The sequence below is a fragment of the Halopiger xanaduensis SH-6 genome (assembly GCF_000217715.1).
Taxonomy (GTDB): domain Archaea; phylum Halobacteriota; class Halobacteria; order Halobacteriales; family Natrialbaceae; genus Halopiger; species Halopiger xanaduensis.
In genome coordinates, this window is record NC_015666.1 from 1,711,893 (window position 1) to 1,728,944 (window position 17,052).

Here is a 17,052-nt window from a genome sequence, read left to right on the forward strand (position 1 = left end):
CGTCAGTAATGACGGAACGCGCAACGACGCCGGCTCGCCTTACGGTCGGCACCAGCGCGCTCGCTCCGATTCGTATTGTAGGGGCGCTTTAGCCCCATCTCTACTAGTCCGTCGCAGCTTCGATTTCGGGTTCGCACCGTTTTCAGAGCGATCACACACCCAGCAGATGACACCGTACCCTACACCGAAACCCACGACTGCTCGCCGCACCGCGGCGGGGGAGACTCGATGAGCGAACGCGCAACACCGGTTACACCAGCCGACGCAGACGAGGAGGAACAGGCGGACGACCAGATCACGGACAGCGCGGCGCCGGACGCCGCCAAATCGGTGCCCGAAGCCGATTCGACGTCGGAGCCCGAACCGGTCACCAACGGCGCCGAGGCCGTCGTCCGCGCGTTAGAGAACGCGGGCGTCGAGTACGCCTTCGGCGTGCAGGGCGGGGCAATCATGCCCGTCTACGACGCCCTCTACGACTCCGAGATCACGCACGTGACGATGGCCCACGAGCAGGGCGCGGCCCACGCGGCCGACGCCTACGGCATCGTCTCGGGCAAGCCGGGCATCTGTCTAGCGACCTCGGGTCCGGGCGCGACGAACCTCGTGACGGGACTGGCGGACGCCGACATGGACTCGGATCCGCTGGTCGCGCTGACCGGCCAGGTGCCGACGGAGTTCGTCGGCAACGACGCGTTCCAGGAGACGGACACCACCGGCGTCACGACGCCGGTCACGAAGAACAACGCCTTCGCGTCCGATCCGGACCGCGTTGGCACCGACGTCAGCGAGGCCTTCGCGCTCGCCAGCGAGGGCCGACCGGGGCCGACGCTGGTCGACCTGCCCAAGGACATCACCAAGTCCGACACCGACGCCGAACCCGACGCGCCGAAGACGCCCGACACCTACGAGGTCCAGGAGCGGGCCGACGAGGAAATCGTTGAGGCGGCGGCCGAACGGATCGAAAATTCCGAGCGGCCCGTGATGCTGCTGGGCGGCGGCGTCATCAAGGGCGAGGCCAGCGAGGCCTGTCGGGAGTTCGCCATCGAGCATGAAATCCCGGTCATCACGACGATGCCCGGCCTCGGTTCGTTCCCCGAGGATCACGAGCTCTCGCTCGAGATGGCGGGGATGCACGGGACCGGCTACGCCAACATGGCGATCACGCACTGCGACACGCTGATCGGCATCGGCACCCGGTTCGACGACCGCCTGACCGGCGGCATCGAGACCTTCGCCCCCGAGGCGGAGCTCATCCACGTCGACATCGACCCCGCCGAGATCTCGAAGAACATCTACGCGGACTACCCGCTGGTCGGCGACGCCGAAACCGTCGTCGAGCAACTGCAGGAAGCGGTTGACGAGTCGCCGCAGGCGAAGAAGTGGCGCGCGCAGTGCCAGCAGTGGAAGTCCGAGTACTCGATGGACTACGAGACGCCCGAGGACAAACCCGTCCAGCCGCAGTTCGTCGTGGAGGCCCTCGATGAGGCCACGAGCGACGAGGCCATCGTGACGACCGGCGTCGGCCAGCACCAGATGTGGGCCTGCCAGTACTGGACGTTCACCGAGCCGCGCACGTGGGTCTCGAGCCACGGGCTCGGGACGATGGGCTACGGCCTGCCCGCGGCGATCGGCGCGCGGGTCGCGGCCGACGACGATCAGGAAGTGATCTGCGTCGACGGCGACGGTTCCTTCCTGATGACCCTGCAGGGGCTGTCGGTCGCGGTTCGCGAGGACCTTGACATCACCGTCGCGGTGCTCAACAACGAGTACATCGGGATGGTCCGACAGTGGCAGGACGCCTTCTTCGACGGGCGCCACTCCGCGTCGGACTACGGCTGGATGCCCGAGTTCGACAAGCTCGCCGAAGCCTTCGGCGCGCAGGGGTACCGCATCGACGACTACGACGAGGTCGCCGACACCATCGAATCGGCCATCGCGTACGACGGGCCGTCGGTCATCGACGTCCACATCGACCCGCAGGCCAACGTCTACCCGATGGTTCCCAGCGGCGGCGACAACGGGCAGTTCGCGCTGACGGAGGACCAGCTATGAGCGGCGACGAGTTCGAACGCGGACTCGAGGGACCGGCACCCGAGAAACGCCCCTCTCCCGAGGGCCGGCGCAACAAGCAGGGCATTCGCATCGACCCCGAGGTCGAGGCGACCCACGAGCCGCGCCGGACCGTCATCTCGGCGCTGGTCGAACACGAGCCCGGCGTGCTCGCGGAAGTCTCGGGGCTGTTCTCGAGGCGGCAGTTCAACATCGAGAGCCTGACCGTCGGGCCGACGAAGGACGACGACTGGGCCCGTATCACGGTCGTCGTCGAGGAGCCCGACCCCGGAATCGACCAGATCAAAAAGCAGCTGCGGAAGCTGCTGCCGGTCGTCTCGGTCCGAGAGCTCGAGCCCGACGCGATGCAGCGGGAACTGGCGCTCGTGAAGGTCGACGCTCGCGATCCCGCCGCGGTCAGCGCCGTCGCGGACATGTACGACGCGACGACCGTCGACTCGAGTCCCGAGACGGCGACCTTCGAGATCACGGGCGCGCGACAGAAGATCGAAGCCGCGGTCGAGACATTCAGTCAGTTCGGCATTCGGGAGATTTCCCGGACCGGGACGACGGCGCTCGCTCGCGGCACCGACGAGACGGCCGCACCGGCCGGCTCGAGTGCAGAAGCATCGACCGCCGACGAGGCGAACCACACCCAACAACAACCGCAGACAACTTCCGATGACTGACGAATTCACCACCGAGATCTACTACGACGACGACGCAGACGTATCGACGCTCGACGACGAGACCGTAGCCGTGCTGGGCTACGGGAGCCAGGGCCACGCCCACGCGCTGAACCTCCACGAGAGCGGCGTGGACGTAGTCGTCGGCCTCCGCGAGGGCTCCCCCTCGCGCTCGGCCGCCGAGGAAGACGGACTCGAGGTCGCGACGCCCGGCGACGCCGTGGCGCAGGCCTCCTACATCTCCGTGCTCGTGCCCGACACCGTCCAGCCGGACGTCTACGAGAACACCATCGAGCCGAACTTAGAGAGCGGCGACACGCTGCAGTTCGCCCACGGGCTGAACATCCACTACAACCAGATCCAGCCCCCCGAGGACGTCGACGTGACGATGGTCGCGCCGAAGAGTCCGGGCCACCTCGTCCGCCGGAACTACGAGAACGACGAGGGGACGCCCGGCCTGCTGGCGATCTACCAGGACACGACCGGCGACGCCGAGGAGCGCGCCCTCGCGTACGCGAAGGGAATCGGCTGCACTCGCGCCGGCGTCATCGAGACGACGTTCCAGGAGGAAGTCGAGTCCGACCTCTTCGGCGAGCAGGCCGTCCTCTGTGGCGGCGTGACCTCGCTGGTCAAACACGGCTACGAGACCCTGGTCGACGCGGGCTACTCGCCCGAAATCGCCTACTTCGAGTGTCTCAACGAGCTCAAGCTCATCGTCGATCTGATGTACGAGGGCGGGCTCAGCGAGATGTGGGATTCGGTCTCCGACACTGCCGAATACGGCGGCCTGACCCGCGGCGACGAGATCGTCGACGAGCACGTCCGCGAGAACATGGAAGAGACTCTCGAGGAGGTCCAGAACGGCGAGTTCACCCGTGAATGGATCCTCGAGAACCAGGCCAAGCGACCGACCTACAGCCAGCTCCGCCAGGCTGAGAAGAACCACGAGATCGAGGACGTCGGCGAACGGCTGCGCGCGCTGTTCGCGTGGGCCGAGGAGGAAGCGGCGGAGGCCGAAGCCGAAGAGGTTCCGGCGGACGACTAACGAACCCGGTGCAATGACACAATGAGCGACAACGCAAACGACGTGCGAACGATGGCCGGCGTCAGCCACACCAACCCCTACACGGGGGAGACGTCCGGTCGACTGTTCAGCCGCGGCCCGACGGTCGCGGCGGACGGCGGCCGGCCGGCTGACGCCGAGGCCGCGCCAGACGAGGAACCAGATAACCGAGACGCCACGATGGCGGACGTGGACCACACGCCGCCCCACGACGCGGACGACGCGAACCGCGTCTTCGAACGCGGGAAACAAAATCCGGTAGAGGACGAGGAATGAGCGAAGGCACGCTGTACGACAAGGTCTGGGATCGACACAAAGTCACGACGCTGCCGACCGGACAGGACCAACTGTTCATCGGCCTCCACCTCATCCACGAGGTGACGAGCCCGCAGGCGTTCGGGATGCTCCGCGAGCGCGACCTCGAGGTCGCCTACCCCGAACTGACCCACGCGACGGTCGACCACATCGTCCCGACGGCCGACCAGTCCCGCCCCTACGAGGAGGACGCGGCCGAGGAGATGATGGCCGAACTCGAGGAGAACGTCCGCGAGGCCGGCATCGAGTTCTCGGACCCGACGACGGGCGATCAGGGGATCGTCCACGTCATCGGACCGGAGCAGGGCCTCACCCAGCCCGGCAAGACGATCGTCTGCGGCGACTCGCACACCTCCACGCACGGCGCCTTCGGCGCGCTCGCGTTCGGGATCGGCACCAGCCAGATCCGGGACGTGCTCGCGACGGGCACCGTCGCCATGGAGAAGCAGAAAGTGCGGAAGATCCAGGTCGACGGCGAACTCGGCGAGGGCGTCGAGGCCAAGGACATCATCCTCGAGATCATCCGCCGACTCGGCACCGAGGGCGGCGTCGGCTACGTCTACGAGTACGCCGGCGAGGCCATCGAGTCGCTGGGCATGGAGGGTCGGATGTCGATCTGCAACATGTCCATCGAGGGCGGCGCCCGCGCGGGCTACGTCAACCCCGACGAGACCACCTACGAGTGGCTCGAGGAGACGGACTACTTCCAGGAAAACCCCGAGCGCTTCGAGGAACTCAAACCCTACTGGGAGTCGATTCGATCCGACGAGGACGCCGAATACGACGACATCGTCCGCATCGACGCGAACGAACTCGAGCCGGTCGTCACCTGGGGCACCACCCCTGGCCAGGGAATCGGCATCACGGATCCGATCCCGGCGCCCGAGGACCTGCCCGAAGATAAGCAGGACACCGCGCGACGCGCCCAGGAGCACATGCGCGTCGAGCCCGGCGACACGATGGCAGGTTACGACATCGACGTGGCCTTCCTCGGCTCCTGTACGAACGCCCGCCTGCCGGACCTGCGACGCGCGGCCCGCATTGTCGAGGGCCGCGAGGTCCACGACGACGTCCGCGCGATGGTCGTCCCCGGCAGCCAGCGCGTGCAGAAGCAGGCCGAGGAGGAAGGCCTCAAAGACACCTTCGAGGAAGCCGGCTTCGAGTGGCGCAACGCCGGCTGTTCGATGTGTCTCGGCATGAACGAGGACCAGCTCGAGGGCGACGAGGCCTGCGCCTCCTCCTCGAACCGGAACTTCATCGGCCGCCAGGGGAGTAAGGACGGGCGCACCGTCCTGATGAACCCGCGGATGGTCGCCGCGGCGGCGATCCAGGGTGAAGTGACCGACGTTCGCGAACTGCCGGAAGCGGAGGTGACCGCCCGATGAGCGACGAAGTTGAAATCCCTGAAGTCAACTACGTCACCGGGTCCGGTATCCCGATCCGGGGGAACGACATCGACACCGACCAGATCATCCCCGCGCGGTTCATGAAGGTCGTCACCTTCGACGGACTGGGCGAGTTCGCGTTCTTCGACGTCCGGTTCGATGACGACGACAACCCCAAAGACCATCCGATGAACGAGGACCGCTATCAGGACTCCTCGGTGATGGTCGTCAACAGCAACTTCGGCTGCGGCTCCTCGCGCGAGCACGCGCCTCAGGCCCTGATGCGCTGGGGGATCGACGCGATCATCGGCGAGAGCTTCGCCGAGATCTTCGCGGGCAACTGTCTGGCCCTCGGGATTCCGACCGTCACGGCCGACAGCGAGACGATCCAGGAACTGCAGGACTGGGTCGACGAGCACCCCGACGAAGAAATCGAGATCGACGTCGAAGCCGAGGAAGTCACCTACGGCGGACGGACCATCGACGTCACCGTCGACGAGGCCCAGCGCAAAGCCTTAGTCGAGGGCGTCTGGGACACGACGGCGCTGATGAAGTCCAACGCCGGGGAAGTCCGCAAGAAGGCCGAGGAACTGCCGTACGTCGAAGACGCGGCGATTCCTGAAACCGAGTAGCGTCGCGCCGGTCGCCGTTCGATCCTTCGTTCTCTCGAGTTTCCGAATCGCCGTCTCGAAGCCGCCGCGCTAGCTACAATCGTCGTTTCAGTTTGCCGAACCGATTATGAACGGCGGCGCGTAGCGTCGGCTATGCCCTCCGATCGACGACGATTCCTGACGCTCTGTACCGCTGCCGCCGCCTCGAGCGCCGCGCTGGCCGGCTGTTCGCTGCCGACGTCGACGCCGTCGACGGCAACTGACGGGGAGCGGGTCGACGACTGGCAGTACTCGCCGGAGCGCGAGGACGACGACAACGGCCTCTGGAGTTTCGGCGGGAGCGACGACGCGGCGGGTGGCAACGGCGTCGAAATGGCGACGAGCACCGACGAAAGCATCGGACTCGCGGCCGGCGGCGCCGCCGACGTCGGCACGCTCAGGCGCAACGTCGCCGAAGGCTACCTGCCGCTCCCCGAGAGCGTGGCCACCGAGGGGCTGTTCCACGAGTACTACTTCGACACCGGCGGCGACGGCTCCTGCGGCTCGCTGTTCTGCCCGACCTATACGCCGGCCGTGGCGCCGGACCCGCTTTCCGGCGAGCCCGAGCGGTACCTGTCGGTCGGCCTCGAGTCGGGCCTCGCCCAATCTGAGTTCGAACGCCCGGCGCTGAACCTCGTGGTCGTGCTGGACATCTCGGGCTCGATGCGCGCCAGCTTCGACGACTACTACTACGATCAGTTCGGCAACCGGCACGAAGCCGAGGGCGACACAAGTCGGCCGAAGATCGACGTCGCGAAGGAGGCGCTGGCCGCGATGACGCGGCAGCTCCGGCCCGACGACCGGCTCGGCGTCGTGCTGTTCAACGGCGAAGCGCACCTCGCGAAGCCGCTTCGTGAGGTCGACCGAACCGATATGGACGCGATCCGCGAGCACATGCGCGAAGACGTCGAAGCCCGCGGCGGGACGAACGTCTCGGCCGGACTCGAGTTGAGCGAGGAGTTGGTCGCCGAGTACGACGACGCCGACCGCGAGGCGTACGAGAACCGCACGATCCTGATTACGGACGCCCAGATCAACGTCGGCGAGACCGACGCCGACGAGCTCCAGGCGAGCCTCGAGGCGAACGCCGACCGGGACCACCATACGACGGTGGTCGGCGTCGGCGTGGACTTCAACGCGGAACTGATCGATCGGTTGACGGCCGTCCGCGGCGCGAACTACTACAGCGTCCACTCCGCGGACGAGTTCGAGCGCCGCGTGACCGAGGAGTTCGAGTACATGGTGTCGCCGCTGGTCTACGATCTCTCGCTGGAACTCGCGGCCGACGGGTACGAAATCGTGCGGGTGTACGGATCGACGGCCGCGGACTCGGCAACGGGGGAACTCATGCGCGTGAACACGCTGTTCCCGTCGGCCCGAACCGACGGCGAGGCGAAAGGCGGCGTCGTCCTCGTGCAGGTCGCGCGGACGGACGCGGGGGACGCGGACTCGGCGGACGCGACGCTGACCCTCGAGGCGAGCTGGGAGACGCGGTCGGGCGAGCGCCGATCGACGACCGAGACCGTCGCGTTCCCGTCCGGCGACGACGAGCGCTACGGCAGTAGCGCCGTCCGCAAGGCGATCCTGCTGGCCCGCTACGCCGACCTGCTGCGGAACTGGACGATCCACGAGCGCGAGGGCGACCTCGTCGCGGTCGACGGCGCCGACGACGGCATCGCCCCCGCTCCCGACCCCGAAGCGGATCGGCTCGGCGAGTGGGAGTTGCAGTCGGATCCGCTTACGGTGTCACCGCCGTACGACGAGCGACTCGAGCGCTTCCGCGACCACCTCCGTTCGGAACGCGAGGCGATCGGCGACGAGGCCCTCGAGCGGGAGCGAGAACTGCTCGACGAGATTCTAGCGAGCGGCTGACCCCCGTCCACGGCCCGTAAAAGCGAGCGCCGAGTCAACAGGTACGTTTAACCGCGCCGACTGTCTTCGCTCGAGCAATGTCCGCCTCGACGATCGGTTCTCGAGCGCGGTCCGCCGGAGTGGCGGCGCTGGTTGCATGCCTTCTCTGCGTCCTGTTCATCGGAGCCGCTCCCGGCGCGTGGGCGGCGACACCCGCTGCGTCCGCGCCGGACGATGCGACTCCCGCTTCCGCCGAACCTGCTCCCGTCGCCGACGCGCTCGAGAACGCCGACGGAACCGTCACGACGCTGATCCGACTCGAACCGTTCGACGGCGAGGCGGTCTCGAGTGTCGACGAGGGTGTTGACGAGATCGAGGTCGAGGGCGAACGCGAGGACGATATCATCGCCGCTCGACGGAGCCACGCCGAGGCGACACAGCAATCCCTCGAGCGGTACGCGAACGCGACCGAGGGCGTCACGCTCGAGCGCTCGTTCTGGATTACGAACGCAGCTCAGGTAACGGTCGATACCGAGCGCGCGTCGCTGGCGGATCTCGCGCAACTCGAGGGCGTGACGCGCATCGAGCGGGATGCCGTCGTCTCGAGTTCTTCGGTAGCCGCTCCGTCGGCGCCGAGCACGGGCGAGGCGACGGCGACGCGAGCCGAATTGGCGACCGCGGGGGAATCCTCGAGCGCGGAGTATACTGAAGGACTCGAGAAGATCCGCGTTCCCGAGGCCTGGGACGCGTTCCGAACCAGAGGAGAAGGCGTCAGAGTCGCCGTGCTCGACTCCGGCGTCGATGCGGACCATCCGGACATCGAGGTCGCGGAGTGGAAGGACTTCGACGACAACCCGTCGGCCGAGCCGGTCGACTACGACGGCCACGGGACGCAGGTGTCGGGCATCGTCGCCGGCGGCAACGCCAGCGGAACCCACATCGGCGTGGCGCCGGACGCGACCCTGCTCCACGGGGCCGTCATGACCGACTGCGAGAACCGGAAGCGCTGCGGCGGGCGTTCCTCGACCATTCTGGCCGGAATGGAGTGGGCGCTCGAGGAGGACGCCGACGTTATCAGTCTGAGTCTGGGGTGGGACGGCCACAGTCGCGCTTCCGTCGACGCGATCGAGAACGCCCGCGAAGCCGGTACCGTCGTCGTCGGCGCGGTCGGCAACGGCGGCGAGGGAACGTCGCTGTCGCCGGGGAACGCCTACGACGTGGTCAGCGTCGGAGCGATCGATCGGTCGGACGACGTCCCCTCCTTCTCCGGCGGCGAAGAGATCGACACCGCCGGCGAGTGGCGCGGCGACGCGCCGGTCCGTTGGCCCGACTCGTACGTCGTTCCCGACGTCGTCGCACCGGGCGTGAGCGTGAAGAGCGCGACGCCCGGCGGCGGCTACCGAACGAACCTCGGGACCAGTCTGACGGCGCCACACGTCGCCGGCACGGTCGCGCTCGTGCAGTCCGCGACCGCGGAAGAGCTCTCGCCCGACGAAATCAAACGTGCGCTCGAGGAGACGGCCTGGAAACCGGAGGGCGAGGACGTTCCTGCAGCAAAAGACGTCCGCTACGGGAGCGGGATCGTCGACGCCTACGCGGCGATCGATGCGGTCGGTCAGTACGCGACGCTCGCGGGGACGGTGACCGACGCCGAAACCGGCGCCCCGATCGCGAACGCGACCGTCGAAGTCATCGGCGAGGGCGACCCGTACGAGGCGACAACCGACGCGGACGGTCGCTACGAGATTCCCGGGTTGGCCGGCGACCAGGAGTACGCCGTCGTCGTCGAGCGCGACGGGTACGAGTCGGTGACTGAAACCCGGACCGTCGCCAGCGACGAGACGTCGACCCTCGACGTCGAACTCGCCGGCAACGGGACGATCGAAGTCGACGTGACCGACGCCCACTTCGGCGACGGAATCGAGGCGGCGACGGTCGAAGCCGTCGGACCGGCGGGAACGTACACCGGTGCGCACGTCGGCGACGGGACGTACCGCCTCGAGAACGTGCCGACGCGGGGCGAGTACGACCTCCGCGTGGGCGCTGACGGGTACGTCGACGCTGAGCGAGCGGTTTCGTTCGCCGCTGATACAGACCGACTCGCGGAATCGGTGACGCTCGACGGGGACGCCGCGCTCGCGGTCACCGTCCAGACGGAAGATAGAGAGCCGATCGAAAACGCGACTGTGACAGTCGAACGTGACAGCGGCGTCACGTACGATGCGAACGGGACGACACGGGAGGACGGGACGCTCGAGGTCGTCGTCCCCGGAACTGGCGAGTCGTACGCCGTCGAAGCCGCCGCACCCGAGTTCGAGTCGAACGCCGTCGAGACGGGACCGGTCGCGAGCGGCGAAACTGTGAGCGTGACAGTACCGCTCCCGGCGCCGGTGCCGTTCCCCGTGACTGGAACGGTCGCCGCACTGTTCGCGCTGTGTGCCGTCCTCGGCGGCGTCTACGCGTGGCAGCGCGCTCGCGAGTCGTAAGGTTCGTGACCAGTTTACGTGTATCGATACCCTCTTTTCCCCCGCCGCGAGACGTTGTGGCATGACTCACGAAATCGCCGTCATCCCCGGCGACGGAATCGGTCAGGAAGTCACGCCCGCGGCCGTCGAGGTCCTCGAGGCGCTCGACGTCGACTTCGAGTTCGTCGAGGCCGAGGCCGGCGACGCGGTCAAAGAAGAAACCGGCGAGGCGCTGCCCCAGGAAACCTACGACCTCGCGGCGTCGGCGGACGCGACGCTGTTCGGCGCGGCCGGCGAGACTGCGGCCGACGTCATCCTGCCGCTGCGCGACGCGGTCGACTCGTTCGTCAACATCCGACCCGCGAAGGCCTATCCCGGCGTCGACGCCGTCCGTCCCGAGACCGATCTGGTCTTCCTCCGCGAGAACACCGAGGGCGTCTACTCGGGGATCGAGGACCGACTGACGCAGGACGTCTCGACGCTGACCCGCGTGGTTACCGAGTCGGCCTCCGAGGACCTGGGCGAGTTCGCCTGCGAGTACGTCGAGGACAACAGCTACGACGGCTTCACGATCGCCCACAAGGCGAACGTCATGCGCGAGACGGACGGCCTCTTCCGCGACACGATCAAGCGCGTCGCCGACGAGAACGGCGTCGAAACCGACGAAGTGCTGATGGACGCCTTCGCGACGCACGTCTGTCTCAACCCGGAGCAGTTCGACGTCATCGTCTGTCCGAACCTCGCGGGCGACGTGCTCTCGGATCTGGCCGCCGGGCTGGTCGGCGGCCTCGGTCTTCTCCCGAGCGCGAACGTCGGCCCCGAGCGCGCGCTGTTCGAACCCGTCCACGGCACCGCGCCCGACATCGCCGGCGAGGGCGTCGCGAACCCGGCCGCGACGATCATCTCCGCCGCGATGCTGCTCGAGTACCTCGGCTACGACGAGGAGGGACAGGCGGTCCACGAGGCCGTCGAGGCGACGCTCGAGGACGGTCCGCGAACGCCGGACTTGGGCGGCGACGCCTCGACCGAGGACGTGACGAACGCGATTATCGGGCGACTCTAAGTTTCGCTGTCTTCGGTTATCTCTTCTCCCACCACCTCTACGACCGACGACGCTATACGTCGACCTCGAGCGTGGCCTTCAGGTCTCGCGACGAGCGGCCGACAGCAATCATGTTGGTACCGTGCGCGACCGTCCAGCCGTCCGGTCCGTCCTCGCTCTCGTCGTAGTACGCGAAGTCCTCGGCCTCGAGCGAGACGGTCACCGCCGTCGATTCGCCGGCCCCGAGCGAGACTGATTCGAAGCCGACGAGTTCGCGCTCGGGGGTCGGGACGGGTGCAGCCGCCTTGGCAGCGTAGACCTGTACGACCTCCGTGCCGGCACGGTCACTCGCGTTGCTGACGCCGACGGTGACCTCGAAGCCGGCGTCGGTCTCGGTAACAGCGGCGTTGTCGTACTCAAAAGCTGCGTACGAGAGCCCGTGGCCGAACGGGAACAGCGGTTCGCGGTCGTGCTCGTCGAAGTACCGGTAGCCGACGAAGACGCCCTCATCGTAGCTTGTGACGTCGTCGACGCCCGGGAAGGCCGCCTCGTCGGCGGTCGGATAGTCTGCCGCCGACTGTCCGAACGTCACCGGAAGCCGGCCGCCGGGATCCGCGTCGCCGAACAGCACGGCCGCGAGCGCCTCGCCGTCGGCCTGCCCGGGGTACCACGTCTCGAGGACGGCGTCGACGGCCTCGAGCCACGGCATTGCGACGGGACCGCTGGTCCGGAGGACGACGACGGTTCGCTCGGCGGCGTCGGCGACGGCCGAGATCAGTTCGTTCTGGTCGCCGGGGAGTTCGAGGGAGTCGCGGTCTGTGAACTCCGTCGCGTCGTCCTGTGCGACGACGACCGCGCAGTCGGCCTCGTCGGCGGCTGTGACTGCGGCATCGATGCTCGCGTTGCCCTCGTCCGTCGTCTCGTCACCGTCGTCGAAGAACGACGACTCGGCGATCGGCTCGACGCCGCGCTCGAACGTAAGGTCGGCCGCGCGATCCTCGAGTCCCTCGAGCGGACTCGTTTCCGTGAACGGCGTTACCTCGGACGATCCGCCGCCGCCGAGTTTCGCGGTATCGGCGTTCGGTCCGACGAGGGCGATCGACTCGTCGTCCGCCAGGGGGAGCGCGCCGTCATTTTGCAGCATGACCGTCCCCTCGATCGCGATTTCCTGGGCCAGCCGGCGATGCTCGTCGGTGTCGAGTTCGCCCTCGGGCGCACCGTTGTCGAACCGGCCGATCGACTCGAGGAGATCGAGGAGTCGCGAGACCTTTTCGTCGAGGACCGATTCGTCGACGTCGCCGCCCTCGACGGCCTCGCGAAGCGGCTCGCCGAAGTAGGCGGGGACGTCCGGTAGCGGCGGCAGCGCGCCGTCGCCGGTCCCGCCTCCGTCGCCAGGTGCGTCCATTTCCTCCGGATCGGCGGGGAGGAACTCCTCGAGTTCGACGCCGGGCATCTCGAGGTCGAGACCGGCCAGCGCCGCGTCGACGGTGCTGCGGGTGCCCCACCAGTCGGAGACGACGAGGCCGTCGAACCCCCACTCATCCTTCAGCACGTCCGAGAGGAGATACCCGTGGTCGCTCATGTGGGCGCCGTTGACCCGGTTATAGGCAGTCATCACGGAGTGGACGTTACCCTCCTCGACCGCCGCTCGGAACGCCGGCAGGTAAATCTCGCGCAGCGCCCGCTCGCCGATGTCGGCGCTGACCTCGTAGCGGTTCGTCTCCTGATTGTTCGCGACGTAATGTTTGACCGTCGCCGCGACGCCCTCGGACTGGATGCCCTCGATCGTCCCGACGCCGGTCCGAGACGCGAGGTGCGGGTCCTCGCTGTAGTATTCGAAGTTCCGTCCGCCGTGAGGAACGCGGACGATGTTGACGCCCGGTCCGAGCACGACGTCCTGATCGTGGGCCGCCGTCTCCCTCCCGAGCGCGGCGCCGAACTCGCGGGCCAGTTCCGGGTTCCACGACGCCGCGAGAGCGATCGACGCGGGGAACGCCGTGGCGCGTTCAGCCATCGCCCGGACGCCGAGCGGGCCGTCGACCATCCGAAGCGGCGGGATGCCGACCCGATCGTTGCCGGGCACGTAGCCGGTCGCTTTTCCGTCCGGGTCAGGCGCGCCGTGAACGAGGTCGATCTTCTCCTCAAGCGTGAGGTCGTCGACGAGGTCCGCGATATTCGTTCCCATATAACTCCCTCTACGGAGTATATGTCACTACCATACCATAACGTCGACCGAAGCAGAAACAGTCGCCGTCTTTCCGCCAGTATACGCCCGCGCTTTCGACGCCGGCCCGGTCGACTGCGGCGACTCCGAGACGTTCAGGCGATTTCGAGATGCTCCCGGTCCGCACCGGCGAGTTCGACCAGCGCGTCGGCCTCGAGGAGGTGGCATTCCCCTGGAATCACGAGCAGGTGGAGCGGGTCGCCGAACTCCCGGTCGGCGAGTTCGGTCATCGTTCCGGCCTCGACGAGCGGGTCCGGACTGCCGGCGCGGGCGACGACGACGCCGACGAGGTCCGGGTACGCCTCGGCGAGCAATTCGGCGCCCGTATCTGCAGTCATGTACTCCTCGCGCTCGGCTTTGATGTCGAGGTAGACCACCGTGTGAAGGCCGTCCGCTCTGTTCGCGTCGATCGTCTCGGTCACGCTCGCCGGGAGGCCGTCCGCCCCGTGTGCGTAGGGGAACGGCAGCGTCGTCGCCTTTCCGAACCGGTAGTTCTGCAGGCCGGTCAGCGAACTGGTCGCCGTCTGCGCGGTGACGCCGTGGATCACGCGGGTTTCGATGCCGCGGTCGTGGGCCCGTAGCCGGAGGTCGACGTGGGTCGTCGAGATCATCGTGTCGCCGGCCGTCAGGAAGGCCACGTCCTCGTTCTCGGCGGCCTCGAGGATGGCGTCCGGCTCCTGCTCGACGCCGGCTCGGTCTCGGACTTCGATCTCGGCGTCGTGGTATGACTCGAGGTCCTCGATCGTCGTCCCGATGAGCTTGCTGGTGTAGAATTCGGCGTAGGCGCGGTCGGCGTTTCGAAGCGCCGTTTGCCCCTCGACGGTGATCGAGCGCTCGTCGTAGAGGCCGAGGCCGATGAAGGTGAGCATGGGCGGTCGTAGTGCGACCAAGTGGAATACGCTTTCGAGATAACCCACTTAGCCCGGACCGTCGACGATTGCAACCGCTTCGATCTCCACGCGGTGGTCCGGATCGATCAGTCGCTGCACTTCGACCATGCTGGCTGCGGGACGTACGTCGCCGAACACCTCGCCGTGGGCTTTGCCGATCGCCTCCCAACCGTCGATATCCGTGACGTACAGCCGCGTTCGGACGACGTCCTCGAGGCTCGAACCCGCCTCCTCGAGCGCGTCCGCGACGACCTCAAGTGCGTATTTCGTCTGTGCGTATGGGTCGCCAGGGGCGACGACGTCGCCGTCTTCACCGGTGGCGGTCGTCCCCGAGACGTGAACCTGCGAGCCGACGCGGACGGCCCGCGAGTAGCCGACAGTCGATTCCCACTCGGTGCCGCTTGAGACGGGATAGCGGTCCATACGAACAGTGGTGGCTGAGCCAGAATAAATGTGAGTCAGATAACAGACTCAGAATCCGATATGGGATGTCGATGCCGGCCCGTCGTCGCCGTCGTCCTCGCTCCCGTTTTCGTCGATCCCGCCCTCGCCGACGAACGACAGGTCGCCGTCGGTGAGGATGACGCGGCCGTCATCGCGAACCGAGACCTCGACCGTCGGCAGCGTCGTGTCGGCCGCCTCGCCGTTGTCGCAGTACCCCGAGCAGGTGTCGAACATCGACCCGTGCCGCGGGCAGATTATCTGTCCCTTGCGGATCGGCGCTCCCCGTCCCGTGTCGAACCGCTGGGCCTCGTGCGTACAGCGGTTGATCCACCCTTCGACGCCATCTTCGCAGGGGACGAGGAGCGCCTCCTCGAGTTCGCCGTACTGGTCGCGGACCGTAAACAGCCAGGATCCCTCCTCGTGGACCGTCTCGACGGTCGTAAGCTGCTTCATAGGTCGGCTATGATCGGCTCCCTGATAACCGTTAATCGTTCTCGATGTCTACGCGCGGCCGTCCGGGAAAACGTCACCGTTACGGCCGCCGACCGGCGAGTACCGGTATGAACGTGCCCTGCGTCCGCGTTCCCCGCGAGGAGGGCGAGGCGACGCGCAGCGACCTCGCGGACGCGGACCTGATCGACGACGACTACGAGATCGCGGTCGAGGACGGCAATCTCTACATTCCGATTACGGACGCCGAAGCGGTCCCCGACGACCTCGAGATCGTGCGCCGACCCGCCGACGAACGCCGAACGCAGACCCGGCCGGCCGACCTGCTCGGCTTCGACCCCTCCTACGAGCGACTCGGGAAGGCCGTGCTGCTCGACGAAGACGATCCCGACCGCGCCTGGGAGATCGCCGACGCCGTCCTCGAGTCCGACCTCCCGGTCGAGACAGTCCTGAACAAGGCGTCGAAGGTCAAAGGCGAGACGCGCGTCCGCGACTGGGAACTGCTGGCCGGCGAGGACACCGAGGTCGTCCACCGCGAGTACGGCTGCGAGTTCGCGCTGGACTTAGCGGAGGTGTACTTCTCGCCGCGGCTCGCGACCGAGCGCCACCGCGTCGCCGAACAGGTGGAATCCGGTGAGCGCGCGTTCGACATGTTCGCCGGTGTCGGTCCGTTCGTCGTCCCGTTCGCGAAACGCGGCGCCGAGTGTGTCGGCGTCGACATCAATCCGGCTGCGATCGAGTACCTTCGGGAAAACGCACGCCGGAACGGCGTCGAGGATCGCGTGACGGCGATCTGTGCGAACGTTCGGACACTCGTTCCGCCTCGAGTCGACGCGAGCGAGGGCGAGGGCGCCACGGAACGCGATACCAAGGGCGCGCCCAACTACGAGAACTGGGCCGACCGAATCGTCATGAACCTCCCCCACAGCGCCGACGAATTCCTCGACACGGCCGTTGCCATCGCCGGCGACGACTGCGTCCTTCACTACTACGACATCCAGCACGAGGACGACCCCTTCGGCCCCGGCGAGCGTGCGATCCGCGACGCCGCCGAACCCGAGTACGACGTGTCCGTCGAAACCAGACACACCGTTCGCTCGTACGCCCCCCACGAACTGAACGTCTGTCTCGACGTCCGACTCGAGCGTTCGTCCGCGTAGGGCCCGGATCACGCAACGCGGTCACACGACCGGATCGATTCGCAATCCTTATGCCTGCTATCGCTCGTACAAATACATGCAATCGAGCGCCGGTGTAGCTCAGACTGGCAGAGCGAATCCTTCGTAAGGATTAGGTCGAGGGTTCAAATCCCTCCACCGGCTCTTTCTAACGGGAGTCCCGTAATATGCGGATATCGGGCCGTTTAGCGCTTCTTCTGTAGATAGCTCGTGGTTATTGTGTAGTCCTCGTCGAATCGCGGCGACGCTGTGCTCCGTCATTCCCACTGCGCCCGCGAGAATCGGGAGAACGCGGGAGCAATTCCCTCGAGAGTTGGCTACGAGGCTACGCTGGATCGAAAACCGCAGGGCGGCGCGTCG

At 67.2% G+C, this 17,052-nt stretch carries 14 protein-coding genes and 1 tRNA gene; 11 read left to right on the forward strand and 4 right to left on the reverse strand.

All coding sequences use genetic code 11. The features are described from left to right. The first annotated feature begins 228 nt into the window (after positions 1 to 228). From ilvB to HALXA_RS08410, 9 genes are all read left to right on the forward strand, one after another. A complete protein-coding gene (gene ilvB, locus HALXA_RS08370; protein WP_013879902.1) occupies positions 229 to 2,052 on the forward strand; it encodes a biosynthetic-type acetolactate synthase large subunit in 1,824 nt (607 codons plus the stop codon). Then, a complete protein-coding gene (gene ilvN / locus HALXA_RS08375; protein ID WP_013879903.1) occupies positions 2,049 to 2,738 on the forward strand; it encodes an acetolactate synthase small subunit in 690 nt (229 codons plus the stop codon). The genes ilvB and ilvN overlap by 4 nt, the downstream gene beginning before the upstream one ends. Next, a complete protein-coding gene (gene ilvC / locus HALXA_RS08380; protein WP_013879904.1) occupies positions 2,731 to 3,780 on the forward strand; it encodes a ketol-acid reductoisomerase in 1,050 nt (349 codons plus the stop codon). The genes ilvN and ilvC overlap by 8 nt, the downstream gene beginning before the upstream one ends. Before the next feature lie 21 nt (positions 3,781 to 3,801). Then, a complete protein-coding gene (locus tag HALXA_RS08385; RefSeq protein WP_013879905.1) occupies positions 3,802 to 4,074 on the forward strand; it encodes a hypothetical protein in 273 nt (90 codons plus the stop codon). Next, on the forward strand, positions 4,071 to 5,498 hold the full coding sequence (gene leuC / locus HALXA_RS08390; RefSeq protein WP_013879906.1) for a 3-isopropylmalate dehydratase large subunit: 1,428 nt from the start codon (positions 4,071 to 4,073) through the stop codon (positions 5,496 to 5,498). Before HALXA_RS08385 ends, leuC begins: the two co-directional genes overlap by 4 nt. Then, positions 5,495 to 6,130 (forward strand): 3-isopropylmalate dehydratase small subunit, encoded by a 636-nt coding sequence (leuD, locus tag HALXA_RS08395; RefSeq protein WP_013879907.1) that lies wholly within the window; start codon positions 5,495 to 5,497, stop codon positions 6,128 to 6,130. Before leuC ends, leuD begins: the two co-directional genes overlap by 4 nt. A 132-nt stretch (positions 6,131 to 6,262) precedes the next feature. Then, positions 6,263 to 8,020, forward strand: a complete 1,758-nt coding sequence (locus tag HALXA_RS08400; protein ID WP_013879908.1) for a vWA domain-containing protein — start codon at positions 6,263 to 6,265, stop codon at positions 8,018 to 8,020. Between the two features lie 77 nt (positions 8,021 to 8,097). Then, positions 8,098 to 10,485, forward strand: a complete 2,388-nt coding sequence (locus HALXA_RS08405) for a S8 family serine peptidase (protein WP_013879909.1) — start codon at positions 8,098 to 8,100, stop codon at positions 10,483 to 10,485. A gap of 61 nt (positions 10,486 to 10,546) precedes the next feature. After that, positions 10,547 to 11,527 (forward strand): isocitrate/isopropylmalate dehydrogenase family protein, encoded by a 981-nt coding sequence (locus HALXA_RS08410; RefSeq protein WP_013879910.1) that lies wholly within the window; start codon positions 10,547 to 10,549, stop codon positions 11,525 to 11,527. A 52-nt stretch (positions 11,528 to 11,579) separates the two neighbouring features. Here HALXA_RS08410 and HALXA_RS08415 read toward each other — a convergent pair whose 3' ends face one another. The 4 genes from HALXA_RS08415 to HALXA_RS08430 all read right to left on the reverse strand — a co-directional run bounded on the left by HALXA_RS08415 (position 11,580) and on the right by HALXA_RS08430 (position 15,517). Beyond that, the gene (locus HALXA_RS08415) at positions 11,580 to 13,691 is read right to left on the reverse strand and encodes a beta-glucosidase family protein (RefSeq protein ID WP_013879911.1); all 2,112 of its coding nucleotides are present in this window, start codon (positions 13,689 to 13,691) and stop codon (positions 11,580 to 11,582) included. A gap of 134 nt (positions 13,692 to 13,825) precedes the next feature. Then, positions 13,826 to 14,599, reverse strand: a complete 774-nt coding sequence (gene dph5 / locus HALXA_RS08420; protein ID WP_013879912.1) for a diphthine synthase — start codon at positions 14,597 to 14,599, stop codon at positions 13,826 to 13,828. A gap of 48 nt (positions 14,600 to 14,647) precedes the next feature. Continuing rightward, positions 14,648 to 15,043 carry a RidA family protein gene (locus tag HALXA_RS08425; RefSeq protein ID WP_013879913.1) on the reverse strand — a complete coding sequence of 132 codons (396 nt, stop codon included), beginning with the start codon at positions 15,041 to 15,043 and terminating at the stop codon, positions 14,648 to 14,650. A 48-nt stretch (positions 15,044 to 15,091) separates the two neighbouring features. Continuing rightward, positions 15,092 to 15,517, reverse strand: coding sequence for a Rieske (2Fe-2S) protein (locus tag HALXA_RS08430; RefSeq protein WP_013879914.1), 426 nt, complete (start codon positions 15,515 to 15,517; stop codon positions 15,092 to 15,094). A gap of 107 nt (positions 15,518 to 15,624) precedes the next feature. Here HALXA_RS08430 and HALXA_RS08435 point away from each other — a divergent pair, with 107 nt between their 5' ends. Both HALXA_RS08435 and HALXA_RS08440 read left to right on the forward strand, forming a co-directional pair. Beyond that, a complete protein-coding gene (locus tag HALXA_RS08435) occupies positions 15,625 to 16,674 on the forward strand; it encodes a class I SAM-dependent methyltransferase (RefSeq protein WP_013879915.1) in 1,050 nt (349 codons plus the stop codon). Between the two features lie 88 nt (positions 16,675 to 16,762). Next, positions 16,763 to 16,836 (forward strand) — tRNA-Thr (locus HALXA_RS08440). Positions 16,837 to 17,052 lie beyond the last annotated feature (216 nt).